Below are 14,368 nucleotides of genomic sequence, written 5' to 3'. Positions count from 1 at the left end.
GGTGACGAACAGCGACCCGCCGGAGTTGAGCCGCTGCAGGTCGAACGGTGGCACCTGGCCGCTCGCCGCGCCGAACAGCGCGAGCGTCCCGCGGATGCGCAGCGACGCCAGCGACGCCTCGAAGGTCGCCTTCCCGACGCCGTCGTACACGACGTGCACTCCGCCGCCGGACGCGTCGCGCACCGCGCGCGCCAGGTCGTCGACCTCGTCGTAGCGGATCACGGCGTCGGCGCCGAGGCGCTCGGCGACCGCCACCTTGGCCTCGCTGCCGACGGTCGCGACGACGTGCGCGCCCCGCGCCTTGATCATCTGGACGAGCAGTTGGCCGACCCCACCTGCGGCGGCGTGCACGAGCGCCCACTGCCCGGCCTGCACCGGGAAGGTCGCGTCCACCAGGTAGTGCGCGGTCATGCCCTGCAACATCGCGGCCGCGGCAACCTCGGCGGCGAGGCCGTCGGGCACCGGCACGACACGCGCGGCCTCGAGCAGCGCGTGCGTCGCGTGGGTGCCGTGCGGGCTGTTCGACACGGCGACGAGATCGCCCTCGCCGACCGCGGTGACGTCGCCGCCCACCGCGACGACCGTGCCCGCGCACTCCTCGCCCAGCACGAACGGCGGCGTCGTCGCGTAGACGCCGGTGCGCTTGTAGACGTCGATGAAGTTGACGCCGGACGCCGCGACCTCGACGACCACCTGGCCCGGACCCGGCTCGGGGACGTCCCGCTCCTGCACCGACAGCACCTCGGGCCCGCCGTGGCGGGTCACCACCACCGCTCGCGACGTCATGCCTCCCAACCTAGACAGCTACCGTGAGCCCGTGCACGAACTGGCGTACATCCCCAGCCCGACACGCAGCGTGTGGCACCTCGGCCCGCTGCCCGTGCGGGCCTACGCCCTGTGCATCGTCGCCGGGGTGCTGCTCGCCATCTGGTTCACCATCCAGCGCTGGCGCGCCCGCGGCGGCACGTCCGAGGAGATCTGGGACATCGCCGGCTGGGCGGTGCTGTTCGGCATCCTCGGCGGCCGGCTCTACCACGTGGTCAGCGACCCCGAGCTGTACTTCGAGGGAAAACCGGGCACGAGCCCCGTCGACGCCCTCAAGATCTGGGACGGCGGCCTCGGTATCTGGGGTGCCGTCGCACTCGGCACGCTCGGGGCGTGGATCGGCTGCCGGCGCAAGGGCGTGCGACTCACCGCGTTCGCCGACGCCGCGGCGCCCGGTGTCGTCATCGCCCAGGCGATCGGGCGCTGGGGGAACTACTTCAACAACGAGCTCTACGGCGGACGCACCGACCTGCCGTGGAAGCTGCAGATCCACGACCTCAGCATCACCACCGGCACCAGCTCGCGGGTCATCGGCTACTTCCAGCCGACCTTCCTCTACGAGTCGCTCTGGGACGTCTGGCTCGGCGTGGCGCTGCTGATCGTCGACCGCCGGCGGCGGCTCGGGCGCGGCAACGTGATGGCGCTGTACGTCATGGGTTACACCGTCGGCCGCGCCTGGATCGAGGCGCTGCGCACCGACCACGCGAACCACATCCTCGGCCTGCGCCTCAACGACTGGACGTCGCTGCTCGTCTTCCTCGGCGCGCTGATCTGGTTCGTGCGCCACGGCGGCTTCCGGGCCGCCCAGGAGCCGATCCACATCACGGGGCGCGCACCCGCCGGGGCGGGCAAGATGGAGGGGACACCCGAGGAGGCCGCCACCCATGCCGGACGCGACCATCGATCTGCCTGAGCGCCCCGACACCGAGATCCACCACGAGCACCGCGACGTCAGCGGCGGCTGGCTGCGGCCGACCGTCTTCGGTGCCATGGACGGCCTGGTGTCGAACTTCGCCCTCATCGCCGGGGTCGCCGGCGCGAACGCGACGGCCCACAGCGTGACGCTCGCCGGCCTGGCCGGGCTGGTCGGCGGCGCGTTCTCGATGGCCACAGGCGAGTACGTGAGCGTCCAGAGCCAGAACGAGTCGACCGAGGCCGAACTGCTCGTCGAGCGCCACGAGATCGTGCACAACCGCGAGGCCGAGATCAACGAGCTGGCGCAGATGTACGTCGGTCGCGGCGTCGAGCCCGCGCTCGCGCACGAGGTGGCGCGGCAGCTGTCGGCCGACCCCGACCAGGCGCTGCTCATCCACGCGCAGGAGGAGCTGGGCATCGACCCGACCGCGCTGCCCAGCCCGTGGACGGCCGCCTTCTCGTCGCTCGCCGCGTTCAGCGTCGGCGCGCTCGTCCCGCTGCTGCCGTACGTCTTCGGGGCGACGAACCTGCTGCTGTCGGCCGTGCTCGCGGTGGTCGCGCTGTTCCTGGCCGGCGCGCTGTCGGCACGCTTCACCGCACGGCACTGGGGCTTCGCGGGCACGCGGCAGCTGGTGCTCGGCGTGCTCGCCGCGGCCGTCACCTTCGGGGTGGGCAGCATCTTCGGCGCGACCGTCGGCTGACCGCTTCGGTTGACGTCCTCAAGGACCGCAGACAGGGTCCCTGCGGACTTGTACAGTCCCCGAATCCGTCCGCGAGCCGGGGAGTCGAACCATGCGGGCTTGGGCCGAGTTCGTCCTGCGTCGTCGCCGGTGGGTGATCGGCTTCTGGCTGCTGGTGATGGTGGGTGGCGCCGCGGCCGCCGGGGCCGTGTCGAACCGGCTGACGATCGACTTCTCGCTGCCGGGCCAACCCGGCACGGAGGCCGCCCACAAGATCAAGGCGCTGGTTGGCAACGGTGGTGACACCGCGCCCTTCATCGTCACGGTGACCCTGCCGGCGGGCCAGCGGATCACCGGTCACGAGGCCGAGGTCGCGCGCACCTTCACCGCTGTCTCGGACAAGGTGGCGGACGTCCGCGTCGTCGACGAGGCGGTCACCGACGACAAGGCCTTCCGCACGAAGGACGACCGCACCGCCTACGCGATGGTCTTCTACCGCTTCGACCCGTCGCCGACGCAGAAGCTGCTGACCGCGCCCATCCGCGCGGCCGCCGCCGGGGCGGCTCCGGCTGGCGCCACCGTCCTCGTCACCGGCGAGGACGCGTTGGCGAGCGGCGGTGACGACGGCGGCGGCCCGGGCGTCCTCGGCGAGACGCTGCTCGGCGCCGTCGGTGCCCTGGCCGTCCTCGCCTTCGTCTTCGGGTCGTTCCTGGCCCTCATGCCCCTGGTCGTCGCGGCTGCGTCCATCCTCGGGACGTTCATCCTGCTGCTGCCGATCACCTACCTGACCGACGTGTCGTTCATCGTGCAGTTCCTCGTGGCGCTCGTGGGGCTCGGCGTCGCCATCGACTACTCGTTGCTGCTCGTCACGCGATGGCGTGAGGAACGTGACCACGGCCGCGACAACCACGACGCCGTCGTCGTGGCGATGCAGACCGCCGGGCACGCCGTGCTGTTCAGTGGCGTCACCGTGGCGATCGGCCTGCTCGCGCTCGTCGTCCTGCCCGTGCCGTTCATGCGCTCGATGGGCTACGGGGGCGCGCTCATCCCACTGGCCAGTGTGCTGTCGACACTGTCCTTCACGCCGGCGATCCTCGGCGGCATCGGCCCGCGCATCGACTGGCCGAAGGTCCGCCACGAGCACCGCGCGAGCCGGGCCTGGAGCCGCTGGGCGGCCATGATCGTCAGGCGCCGGTGGTTCGCGGCGATCGGGTCGCTCGCCCTGCTGGGCGTGCTCGTCGGCGTCCTGTTCACGGCGAAGATCGGTCAGGCGTCGTCGGCCTCGCTGGCCAGCTCGGGCCCCGAGTACCAGGCGCTCCGGAGGCTCGAACGAGGTGGCGTGCCGACCGGCGTGCTGACGCCGATCGAGGTGCTCGTCGACACCGACCGCGCGCAGCCGGTGGCCGACCGATTGGCCGAGGTCGACGGGATCGCCCGTGCGCTCGTCCCGTCCGGGCAGGCCAGCAACCGCGACGGCCGGTCGGTGATCGTGCTCGTGCCGGCGCACGAGACCGTGAACTCCAAGAGCGTCGACGTCGTCCGCCGCGTCATCACCACCACGCACGGCATGACGGGTGTCCTCGGTGTGACCGGCCTCGGCTCCGCCCAGCTCGACTTCCTGCACGCCGTCTACGGCAACTTCCCGCTGATGCTGCTCGTCATCGCGGTGTTGACCTTCGTCCTGCTCGCACGTGCGTTCCGGTCGCTGCTGCTGCCGCTCAAGGCGGTGCTGCTGAATCTCGTGTCCCTGGCCGCGACCCTCGGCCTGATGGTCTGGTTCTGGCAGGACGGGCACGGCTCGGACACGTTGTTCGGCATCCAGGCCACCGGCGCGATCACGTTCTGGATCCCGCTGATGGTCTTCGCCTTCCTCTTCGGGCTGTCGATGGACTACGAGGTCTTCATCCTGTCCCGCGTGCGCGAGGAGTACGACGGTGCGCGGACGACGGACGCGGCCGTGATCGAGGGGATCGGCCGCACCGGCCGGCTGGTGACGTGCGCGGCGCTGATCCTCTTCCTCGCCTTCGCAGCACTCGCCTCGGGGCCCGGCACCGACCTGAAGACGTTGGCCACCGGGCTCGGCTTCGGCATCCTCCTGGACGCCACCATCGTCCGGTCACTGCTCGTGCCGTCGCTCGTCTCGCTGTTCGGGCGCTGGAACTGGTACCTACCGGGTTGGGCGGCCCGGGTGCTCAGGGTCCGTCCGTCGCCGGCGCGGGTCGAGGCCCGTCCAGCGCCGCCACTGCCCGAACCCGTCGGCTGACCGCGACCACTCCTTGACCGACCGACCGGTCGGTCTGTAGCGTCCGGAGACGTGACGGACGCCGCTGCTGACGACCTGCCCGGAGTCGACCTCGCCGCCCTCACCGCCTGGCTGGACGCCACGGTGCCGGGCGCCCGGCAGGGCGAGCTGCGCGGCGAGGTGATCGCCGGCGGCAAGTCGAACCTCACCTACCGCATCACCGACGGCACGACGACCTGGGCGCTGCGGCGGCCGCCGCTGGCGCACGTGCTGCCGACCGCGCACGACATGGTGCGCGAGTTCACCGTGATCAAGGCGCTGACCGGCACCGACGTGCCGGTGGCCGAGGCCGTCGCGCTCTGCGAGGACACCTCGGTGCTGGGTGCGCAGTTCTACCTCATGGGCTGGGTCGACGGCATCGTGCTCGACAAGCCGAAGCACCTCGGCGCGCTCAGTGCCGACGACGCCCGCCGCAGCTGCGAACTGGTGATGGACACCCTCGTCGACCTGCACCGCGTCGACCCGGCGTCGGTCGGCTTGAGCGGGTTCGGGCGCCCCGAGGGCTTCCTCGCCCGGCAGGTCAAGCGCTGGCACCAGCAGTGGCAGGCGTCCGAGACCCGCCCGCTCGACTCGCTGCAGCGCACCGTCGACGCGCTGAACGCCAACCTGCCCGAGCAGCAGGCGCCGGCGATCGTGCACGGCGACTACCGGGTCACCAACGTCATGTTCACCCCCGACCTCGAGCGCATCGCCGCCGTCGTCGACTGGGAGATGGCAACCCTCGGCGACCCGCTCGCCGACGTCGGCCTGCTCGTCGTCTACCAGGACCTCGCCGCGTTCGGCACGTCGGTCATGCCGCCGATGAAGCCCGAGCAGGGCTTCCTCACGTCCGACCAGATGGTCGAGCGGTACGCGGCGGCCAGCGGCCGCGACATGAGCGCGATCGACTGGTACGTCGGGCTCGGCTACTTCAAGCTCGCCGTCGTCGCAGAAGGCATCCACAAGCGCTTCCTCGCCGGCAAGACCGTCGGCCCGGGCTTCGACCAGTTCGGTCCGGCCGTCCCGTTGCTGCTCGACACCGCCCTCACCAAGTTGGGAGCCTGACCATGGACTTCGCGTTCTCCGAGCGCTCGACCGAGCTGCAGCAGCAGGTGCAGACCTTCCTCGACGAGCACGTCTACCCGGCCGAGCACACCTTCGAGCAGCAGGCCGCCGCCTACCGCGCCGAGGGCAACCCGTTCCGCACGCCGGCCGTGCTCGCCGACCTCAAGCAGGCCGCGCGCGCCCAGGGCCTCTGGAACCTTTTCCTGCCGAAGGGGCACGAGGGCAGCCCCGGGCTCACCGTGCTCGACTACGCGCCGATCGCGGAGCTCACGGGCCGCAGCGGCGCCATCGCGCCCGAGTCGATGAACTGCAGCGCCCCGGACACCGGCAACATGGAACTGATGGCGATGTTCGCCACCGACGAGCAGAAGCAGCAGTGGCTGCAGCCGCTGCTCGAGGGCGAGATCCGCTCGTGCTTCTCGATGACCGAGCCTGACGTCGCGTCCTCCGACGCCACCAACATCGCCACCCGCATCACGCGCGACGGCGACAGCTACGTGGTCAAGGGCCGCAAGTGGTGGTCGACCGGCGCGATGCGTCCCGAGTGCAAGGTCGCGATCGTCATGGGTGTCTCGAATCCGGACGCCGGCCCGCACCAGCGGCACTCGATGATCCTCGTCCCGCTCGACACCCCGGGTGTGACGATCGAGCGCTCGACCAGCGTCTTCGGCTACGACGACGGCCCCCACGGCGGCCACGGCGTCATCGACTACGACTGCCGCGTGCCGGTCGAGAACCTGCTCGGCCCGGAGGGCGGCGGCTTCATGATGGCCCAGGCCCGCCTGGGCCCCGGCCGCATCCACCACTGCATGCGCGCCCTCGGCATGGCCGAGCGGGCCGTCGAGCTGATGTGCGCGCGGGCCGTCAGCCGGTCGACGTTCGGTCGCCCGATCGCCCAGCACGGCGTCGTCCAGGAGTGGATCGCCGAGTCGCGGCTGGCCATCGAGCAGGCCCGCCTGCTGGTGCTCAAGACGGCGTGGCTCATCGACACCGTCGGCGCGAGCAAGGCCCGCACCGAGATCGCCGCGATCAAGGTCGCGGCACCACGCGCGGCGTCCTACGTGCTCGACCGGGCGATCCAGGTGCACGGCGGCGCCGGCGTCTCGGGCGACTTCTTCCTCGCCGAGGCCTGGGCCCAGCTGCGCACGCTGCACTTCGCCGACGGCCCGGACGAGGTGCACCTGCGCACGGTCGCCCGCCAGGAACTGCGCTCGTACCTGCCGCCGCGATGACGGCGGGGCAGCGGTGACGGCGGCCCGCCCGCTCGACGCACGGCAGCGGATCCTCGCCGCCGCCGTCGACCTGTTCGCGCGGCAGGGCTTCGACGGCACCTCCGTCGCGCAGGTGATCACCGCGGCCGGGGTGGCGAAGGGCGGCTTCTACCACCACTTCGCCAGCAAGGAGGCGCTGCTCTACGAGGTGTACGGCGACCTCATCACCCGCCAGCTCGCCTCGCTCGACGCGATCCTCGCGGCGAAGCGGCCGGCCGCCGAGACGCTGCGCGCGGTGATCCTCGACCTCGTCGAGTCGACCGCCGCCAGCGCCCAGCAGGCGCTCGTCTTCCACCGCGAGATGAACCGGCTGGACGACGAGGGCAGTGCCGAGGCCCGCCGGCAGCGCCGCCGTTACCACGACGCCGTGCTGAGGCTGGTGCGTCGCGGCCAGGCGGCGGGGGACTTCGCCCCGACCGCGTCGCCGGAGATCGTCACCTTCACGATCTTCGGGCTCGTGAACGAACTGCCGCTCTGGTACCGCCCGAGCGGGCGCAAGAAGGCCGCCCAGATCGGCGCCGAGTTCGCCGACCTGGTCCTGCGGTCGCTGTCGACGTGATGGAGGAGGCCTGATGGGCTGGGGTCTGACCGTGCCGCTGCTCGGGCTGTCACTGCCCGAGCACGCCGAGGTGATCCGGGCGCTGCCCGACCTCGGCTACACCGACGTCTGGTCGGCCGAGACGAACGGCGTCGACGCCTTCACCCCGCTGGCGCTCGCCGCGGCGTGGGAGCCGACGCTGCGCCTCGGCACCGCGATCGTGCCCGTCTACACGCGCGGGCCGGCGCTGCTCGCGATGTCGGCGGCGTCGCTCGCGATGGCCGCGCCCGGACGGTTCGTGCTCGGCCTCGGGGCATCGTCGCCGGTGATCGTCGGCAACTGGAACGGCATCCCGTTCGAGCAGCCGTTCCGCAAGACCCGCGACGTGCTGCGCATCGTGCGCACGGCGCTGCGCGGCGACCGGGTCGACGGCGAGTTCGACACCGTCACCGTGAAGCGGTTCAAGCTCGAGGCGGCACCGCCCGAGCCGCCCCCGATCCTGCTCGCCGCACTGCGTCCGCAGATGCTGCGACTGGCCGGCCACGAGGCCGACGGGGCGATCCTGAACTGGCTCGCGCCGTACGACGTGCCGCAGTGCGTCGGGGCGGTCGGCAACGCCGACGCCGACGTCGTGGCCCGCGTCTTCGTCTGCCCGACGCCGGACGCCGAGTTCGCCCGCAACGTCGGTCGCTTCCTCATCTCGAGCTACCTCACCGTGCCGGCCTACGCCGCGTTCCAGGACTGGCTCGGCCGCGGCGACGCGCTCAAAGGCATGCACGAGGCGTGGGCAGCGGGCGACCGCGCCGGCGCGGGCGCGGCGATCCCCACCGCGGTCGTCGACGACCTCGTCGTGCACGGCACGCCCGAGGCGTGCGCGGAGCGGGTCGAGGAGTACCGGGCGGCCGGCGTGAAGACGCCGACCATCGCGATCCTGCCGACGCCCGAGAACCTCCCGCCGCTCGAACTCGTCCGACGACTGGGGCCGCCGCGATGATCATCTCCGACAAGGTCTGCGTCGTCACCGGCGGTGCCAGCGGCATCGGCGCGGCGATGGCGCGGCGCTTCGCGCGCGAGGGCGCTGCGCGGGTCGTGGTCGTCGACCGGCGGCTGGACGCGGCCCGGGAGGTCGCGTCCGACATCGGGGACGTCGCGGTGGCCGAGGAGGTCGACGTCACCGACGCGGCCGCGGTGCAGGCCCTGGTCGACCGCACGCTCGAGCGCGACGGCCGCATCGACCTGTTCGCGTCCAACGCCGGCATCGCCACCGGCGGCGGGCTCGACGACGACGAGCTGTGGCAGCGCGTGCTGGCCGTCAACACGATGGCGCACGTCTACGCCGCCCGCGCCGTGCTGCCGTCGATGCTCGAGCGCGGCGAGGGCTACCTGCTGCAGACCGCGTCGGCCGCCGGACTGCTGACCTCGCCGGGCGACGCGCCGTACGCGGTGTCGAAGCACGGCGCCGTGGCGCTCGCCGAGTGGCTCGCGATCACCTACGGCGGCCGGGGCATCCGGGTGAGCGTGCTCTGCCCGATGGGCGTCGAGACACCGCTGCTGATGGACGGCCTGCACGCGGGGGAGCCCGGCGCGAAGGTCGTGGCGGCGTCCGGGGCGATCCTGTCGCCCGACCAGGTCGCCGAGGACGTCGTGCAGGCGGTCACCGCGGAGAGGTTCCTCATCACCCCGCATCCGGAGGTCGCTACGTTCTGGTCGCAGAAGGCGTCCGACCCGGACCGCTGGCTCGCCGGCATGCGCCGGTTCATCGATCGCTGAAACCATCGAAGACCAAGGAGAAGACATGCCAGGAGTACAGGACCGCGTCGCGCTCGTCACCGGTGGCGGGCAGGGCATCGGCGAGGGCATCGCCCACCGCCTCGCCGCGGGCGGCGCGAAGGTCGGCGTGCTCGACCTCAACCTCGACAACGCGACGACCGTCGCCGAGGCGATCAAGGCCGAGGGCGGCCAGGCGATCGCGCTGAGCGCCGACGTGTCGAAGCGCGACCAGGTGCAGGCCGCGGTCGACCAGCTGGTCGGCGAGTTCGGCGGGCTGCACATCCTGGTGAACAACGCCGGCGTCATCCGCGACAACCTGCTGTTCAAGATGACCGACGAGGACTGGACGCTGGTCATGGAGGTGCACCTGCGCGGTGCGTTCCTGTGCAGCCAGATCGCGCAGAAGCACATGGGGGACGCGGGCTTCGGCCGCATCATCTCGATGTCGTCGACCTCGGCCACCGGCAACCGGGGCCAGGCGAACTACTCGACGGCGAAGATGGGCCTACAGGGCTTCACCAAGACCCTCGCCATCGAGCTCGGCCCGCGCGGCATCACCGCCAACGCGATCGCCCCGGGCTTCATCGAGACCGCGATGACCAAGGCGACCGCCGAGCGCATCGGCACGACCATCGACCAGATGCGCGACGCCGTGGCCTCGACCGTGCCCGTGCGCCGCGGCGGTGTGCCCGCGGACATCGCGAACGCGGTCGCGTTCTTCGCCGCCGAGGAGTCGGGCTACGTCACCGGCCAGGTGCTCTACGTCGACGGCGGCTCCGAGCTGCTCTGATCCCGCGTCCAGCCAGGGGGGTGACGTATCTCGGCATCGGGTGACGGCGCGCCACGCCATCACCCGCGGGCCGGAGCCGTCACCCGCGAGGTGGATGCGTCACCCGCTCAGCCCGGCACCCTCGCGGTGAGCACGCTGATCGGCGTCGGGGTCGTCTCCACCCCGCCGAACACCAGCCCGGCGGCCTCGACGAGGGTGCGGAACTCGTCCTCGCGCCGCTCGCGGCCGTCGAGCATGCCGAGCATGGTCAAATCGATCATCGTCGCCATGTGCGGGGTCGCGCCGGGCGGCACGACGAGCTCGACCATGTGCACGACCGCGCCGGGTTCGGCGTCGCGCGCGACGGTTTGCAGCAGCCGCAGCGCGTGCTCGTCGTCCCAGTCGTGCAACACCATGCTGATCAGGTAGGCGTCGGACGCCGGCACGCGGTCGAAGAAGTCGCCGCCGACCGCGGCGAGGCGGTCACCGAGCCCGTGTCCCTTGCGTCGTGCCTCGGTGGCGACGACGACCTCGGGCCGGTCGAGCACGACACCCTCCGTGCCGGGCAGCCGCTGCAGCACGTGGGCCAGCAGGGTGCCGTCGCTGCCGCCGAGGTCGACGAGCCGCCGCGGCGCGCCGAAGTCGTGGGTGTCGACCGCGCCGAGTTTAATGCCGCCGGTGAGGTTCGCCATCGCGCCGGCGAACCGGTGCAGCTGCTCGGGCTGCCCGGCGAGCCAGCCGAAGAACGGCTGCCCGTAGTGGGTCGTGGCGGCGGTCGCCCCGGTCCGCACGGTGTCGACCAGGCCGCCGAACGGCGCGTAGTGGGTCTCCATCCACATGAGCGCGAGGTCGCGCATCGAGCCGGGGGAGTCGGACGTCAGCGTCCGGCCGAGCGGCGTGAGGTCGTAGCGGTCGCCGTCGACGGTGAAGACGCCGAGGGACGCAAGGCTGCGCAGCAACCGGCTCGTGGCAGCAGGGTCCGTCTGCCGTACGTGGGCGATCTCCGCGGCGGTGCGCGGGCCGTCGGTGAGCGCGTCCGGCAGCCCGAGCCGGGCCGCGGCGTAGAGCGCCTGCGAGATCTGGAAGCCGGCCAGCAACTGCACCATCTGGACCGGTGGCGGTGGGGTGTCCATGGACGGGTAGCGTAGGACGAACTAGCTAGAAGTCAAGTAGCTAGAAGTCTAGCGATGATACGAGGATGCGATGATGCAGCCGATTCGGGTCGGAGCGGACTTCGGACGCGAGTTCCCCGGCGCCGACCCTGCGGCGGCGGAGGTCGCGGCGAACCTCGTGCGGGCCGCATCGGCCTTCCTGGACGAGGTCGAACGTCGCCGCCGACCGGTCGCCGGGCTCTCCGCCGGTGCCTACGAGGCGCTCGCGGTGCTCGAGGGCGCGGGCGAGCCGCTGCCTGGGCACGTCATCGCCGAGCGTCTGCTCGTGACCACAGCCAGTGTCACGTCGTTGCTCGACACCCTCGTCCGGCGCGGGTTCGTCACTCGTGAGCCGCACCCGACCGACCGGCGCAAGATCCTCGTCCGGCTCACCGCCGAGGGGCAGCGGGTGGTCGACGAGATGCTGCCGATCGTGCACCGCACCGCCACCGACGTCTTCGGCGCACTCACCGCTGCTGAGGCTGAGGCCCTGGTCGAGCGGTGCACCGAGGCGCGGCGACGCCTGGCGGAGCTCGCGGCCCTGCCGCCGCCGACCCCGCGTCCGCGTCGCGTCCGACGCCGTACCCTGGCAGACGCCGACTGACGAAGGACGGGACCGCTTGTTCGCCACACTCTCCGACCGGCTCGACAAGGTCTTCAGCGGCCTGCGGAGCAAGGGACGGCTGTCGCAGGCCGACATCGACGCAACCGCGCGCGAGATCCGCATCGCGCTGCTCGAGGCCGACGTCGCGCTGCCCGTCGTGCGCCAGTTCATCTCGGCGATCAAGGAGCGGGCCGCGGGCGAGGAGGTCAGCCGTGCGCTGAACCCCGCCCAGCAGGTCATCAAGATCGTCAACGAGGAGCTCATCGAGATCCTCGGCGGCGAGACCCGCCGCCTGCGCTACGCCAAGCAGCCGCCGACGATCATCATGCTCGCCGGTCTCCAGGGCGCGGGCAAGACGACGCTCGCCGGCAAGCTCGCGCGCTGGCTGCGCGAGCAGGGGCACACCCCGCTGCTCGTGGCCTGCGACCTGCAGCGCCCGAACGCGGTGAACCAGCTGCAGGTGGTCGGCCAGCGTGCCGGCGTGGCGACGTACGCGCCCGAGCCGGGCAACGGCGTCGGCGACCCCGTGCGCGTGGCCCGCGACTCGATCGACTTCGCCCGCCGCGCCCAGCACGACATGGTCATCGTCGACACCGCCGGCCGCCTCGGCATCGACGCCGAGATGATGCAGCAGGCCGCGGACATCCGCGACGCCGTGCAGCCCGACGAGATCCTCTTCGTCGTCGACGCCATGGTCGGCCAGGACGCCGTCAACACCGCCGAGGCGTTCCGCGACGGCGTCGGCTTCAGCGGAGTCGTCCTCACCAAGCTCGACGGTGACGCCCGCGGTGGTGCCGCGCTCTCGGTGCGGTCGGTGACGGGTCAGCCGATCATGTTCGCGTCCAACGGCGAGAAGCTCGAGGACTTCGACGTCTTCCACCCGGACCGGATGGCCTCGCGCATCCTCGGCATGGGCGACGTGCTCACGCTCATCGAGACGGCGCAGAAGCACTTCGACGAGCAGGAGGCCGAGGACATGGCGGCCAAGCTGGCCGCCGGCAACCAGTTCACGCTCGAGGACTTCCTGAACCAACTGATGACCATCCGCAAGATGGGCCCGATCGGCAACCTGCTCGGCATGATGCCGGGCATGGGCCAGTTCAAGGAGGCCATCAACTCGATCGACGACAAGGACCTCGACCGCACCGCCGCGATCATCCGCGGCATGACGCCCGCCGAGCGCGAGAACCCGAAGATCATCAATGGGTCGCGGCGGCTGCGCATCGCCAAGGGCTCGGGCGTGACGGTCAGCGACGTCAACCAGCTCGTCGACCGGTTCTTCGAGGCCCGCAAGATGATGCAGCAGATGGCGGGCTCGATGCCCGGCATGCGTCGCGCGACCAACCGCAAGAACGCGAAGAACGCCAAGGGACGCAAGGGCAAGAAGGGCGGCCGCGGTCCGACGCAGGCACGCATGCCCGCCGGCTTCCCGGGCGGACTCCCCGGTGGCGGCTTCCCCGCCGGCGGTGGTCTGCCGAACTCCGCCTTCGACCCCCGTGCCATGGGCGCCCTGCCCCCCGGCACCCAGCTCCCCGACCTGTCGAAGCTGAACCTGCCCAAGGAGTAGCCTGCCCGGCCCCGCGCGTCCGAGTGGATCTTGTGCATGACGCGCGGGATCGTGCGCGTGTCCTGCACAACGTCGCGGCCACTGACCGGATTTTGTGCATGACGCGCGGAATCGTGCGCGTGCCGTGCACAGGATCGCGATGGGGACGCGCGGTCAGACGAGCAGCAGCGCCCGGCGGAGCTGGTCGACGACGGTCCGTTCCTCGGCGCGGAACAGCACGGTCGGGTAGCGCAGCACGAGGGCGTCGGCCAGGGCGAGCTCGTTCTGTCGCATCTGGTCGGCCCACCAACGCCGTGGCAGTAGGTGCAGCGCCCCGTCGATCTCGGCCACGACGAGCCGTCCGTCGCGCCGCCGCCACGCCGCGTCGAGGTACCTCCGTCGGCCATCGGGCTCGCACCGGACCGCCTGGCGTTCCGGCTCGGGCAGATGGTGGCGGCGGCAGAGCCGGATGAAGTCGATCTCGCTCAGCGCCTCCGACCCGCCGGCGATGTCCGCGACGGCCGCCCGCAGCAGGCGGCGGTGCCGCACCCGGGTGAAGCGGTCGAGCGCGGCGAGCAACTCCTCGGGACGCAGCCGCTGCTGCTGCACGGCGGCGGCGAGCAGTCCGCAGCCCGGGCGGGCACTCGCGAAGGTGGCCGCCGCCCGCAGCAGGGCGTGGGGGAGGACCTCGACGCGCGAGCGTCCGACGACCACGGGCGCCGTGCCGGTGAAGTGGACGGTGATCGGCACCGGGCAGCCCTTGCGCACGCGGGTGCCCGCCGGCACGAGCAGATCGGTGGGCGTCCGCGTCCAGCCCTCGAGCCCGAGTTCCTCACCGGCGGTGAAGGCGGTCAGCACCGCCTGCGGGCCGCCGTGCACCAGCGCCACCGCGCGGACCTGCTAGGCGACAGCGGTCCGTTGTGCTGCACGACCGCGAGCCCCTGACGCTGCCA

14 protein-coding genes are annotated in these 14,368 nt (G+C 71.9%); 11 read left to right on the top strand and 3 right to left on the bottom strand.

The window, feature by feature from the left end; translation table 11 throughout:
• The coding region (locus tag ACTHMS_RS08610; RefSeq protein ID WP_440306249.1) for a quinone oxidoreductase family protein at positions 1–786 on the bottom strand (786 nt) is incomplete at its 3' end.
• A 31-nt stretch (positions 787–817) separates the two neighbouring features.
• Between ACTHMS_RS08610 and lgt the strand changes: the two genes are divergently transcribed.
• The 9 genes from lgt to fabG all read left to right on the top strand — a co-directional run bounded on the left by lgt (position 818) and on the right by fabG (position 10,135).
• Positions 818–1,738, top strand: a complete 921-nt coding sequence (lgt, locus tag ACTHMS_RS08605) for a prolipoprotein diacylglyceryl transferase (protein ID WP_440306248.1) — start codon at positions 818–820, stop codon at positions 1,736–1,738.
• On the top strand, positions 1,710–2,441 hold the full coding sequence (locus tag ACTHMS_RS08600) for a VIT1/CCC1 transporter family protein (RefSeq protein ID WP_440306247.1): 732 nt from the start codon (positions 1,710–1,712) through the stop codon (positions 2,439–2,441). Before lgt ends, ACTHMS_RS08600 begins: the two co-directional genes overlap by 29 nt.
• Before the next feature lie 91 nt (positions 2,442–2,532).
• Entirely contained in the window at positions 2,533–4,683 is a 2,151-nt protein-coding gene (locus ACTHMS_RS08595) for an MMPL family transporter (RefSeq protein ID WP_440306246.1), read from the top strand.
• Between the two features lie 51 nt (positions 4,684–4,734).
• A complete protein-coding gene (locus ACTHMS_RS08590; protein ID WP_440306245.1) occupies positions 4,735–5,766 on the top strand; it encodes a phosphotransferase family protein in 1,032 nt (343 codons plus the stop codon).
• A gap of 2 nt (positions 5,767–5,768) precedes the next feature.
• A complete protein-coding gene (locus ACTHMS_RS08585; protein ID WP_440306244.1) occupies positions 5,769–6,998 on the top strand; it encodes an acyl-CoA dehydrogenase family protein in 1,230 nt (409 codons plus the stop codon).
• A gap of 13 nt (positions 6,999–7,011) precedes the next feature.
• Entirely contained in the window at positions 7,012–7,596 is a 585-nt protein-coding gene (locus tag ACTHMS_RS08580; protein ID WP_440306243.1) for a TetR/AcrR family transcriptional regulator, read from the top strand.
• A 13-nt stretch (positions 7,597–7,609) separates the two neighbouring features.
• Positions 7,610–8,569 (top strand): LLM class F420-dependent oxidoreductase, encoded by a 960-nt coding sequence (locus ACTHMS_RS08575; protein ID WP_440306242.1) that lies wholly within the window; start codon positions 7,610–7,612, stop codon positions 8,567–8,569.
• Positions 8,566–9,345, top strand: a complete 780-nt coding sequence (locus ACTHMS_RS08570) for an SDR family oxidoreductase (RefSeq protein ID WP_440306241.1) — start codon at positions 8,566–8,568, stop codon at positions 9,343–9,345. Before ACTHMS_RS08575 ends, ACTHMS_RS08570 begins: the two co-directional genes overlap by 4 nt.
• Before the next feature lie 25 nt (positions 9,346–9,370).
• Positions 9,371–10,135 carry a 3-oxoacyl-ACP reductase FabG gene (gene fabG / locus ACTHMS_RS08565; RefSeq protein ID WP_440306240.1) on the top strand — a complete coding sequence of 255 codons (765 nt, stop codon included), beginning with the start codon at positions 9,371–9,373 and terminating at the stop codon, positions 10,133–10,135.
• Between the two features lie 107 nt (positions 10,136–10,242).
• On the opposite strand, the gene ACTHMS_RS08560 is transcribed toward fabG, so the two are convergent.
• The gene (locus ACTHMS_RS08560) at positions 10,243–11,247 is read right to left on the bottom strand and encodes a methyltransferase (RefSeq protein ID WP_440306239.1); all 1,005 of its coding nucleotides are present in this window, start codon (positions 11,245–11,247) and stop codon (positions 10,243–10,245) included.
• Between the two features lie 70 nt (positions 11,248–11,317).
• Here ACTHMS_RS08560 and ACTHMS_RS08555 point away from each other — a divergent pair, with 70 nt between their 5' ends.
• Together ACTHMS_RS08555 and ffh are read left to right on the top strand one after the other, a co-directional pair.
• Positions 11,318–11,869 (top strand): MarR family winged helix-turn-helix transcriptional regulator, encoded by a 552-nt coding sequence (locus ACTHMS_RS08555; protein ID WP_440306238.1) that lies wholly within the window; start codon positions 11,318–11,320, stop codon positions 11,867–11,869.
• 16 nt (positions 11,870–11,885) lie between these two features.
• Positions 11,886–13,436 carry a signal recognition particle protein gene (gene ffh, locus ACTHMS_RS08550; protein ID WP_440306237.1) on the top strand — a complete coding sequence of 517 codons (1,551 nt, stop codon included), beginning with the start codon at positions 11,886–11,888 and terminating at the stop codon, positions 13,434–13,436.
• A 153-nt stretch (positions 13,437–13,589) separates the two neighbouring features.
• Here ffh and ACTHMS_RS08545 read toward each other — a convergent pair whose 3' ends face one another.
• Positions 13,590–14,303, bottom strand: coding sequence for a hypothetical protein (locus tag ACTHMS_RS08545; protein ID WP_440306236.1), 714 nt, complete (start codon positions 14,301–14,303; stop codon positions 13,590–13,592).
• Positions 14,304–14,368: the final 65 nt, after the last annotated feature.

Source organism: Jatrophihabitans sp. (assembly GCF_051960575.1).
Classification (GTDB): Bacteria; Actinomycetota; Actinomycetes; order Mycobacteriales; family Jatrophihabitantaceae; genus JBQCEE01.
The sequence above is the reverse complement of the archived record's forward strand: the minus strand, read 5'-3'. Positions and strand labels throughout refer to the sequence as shown.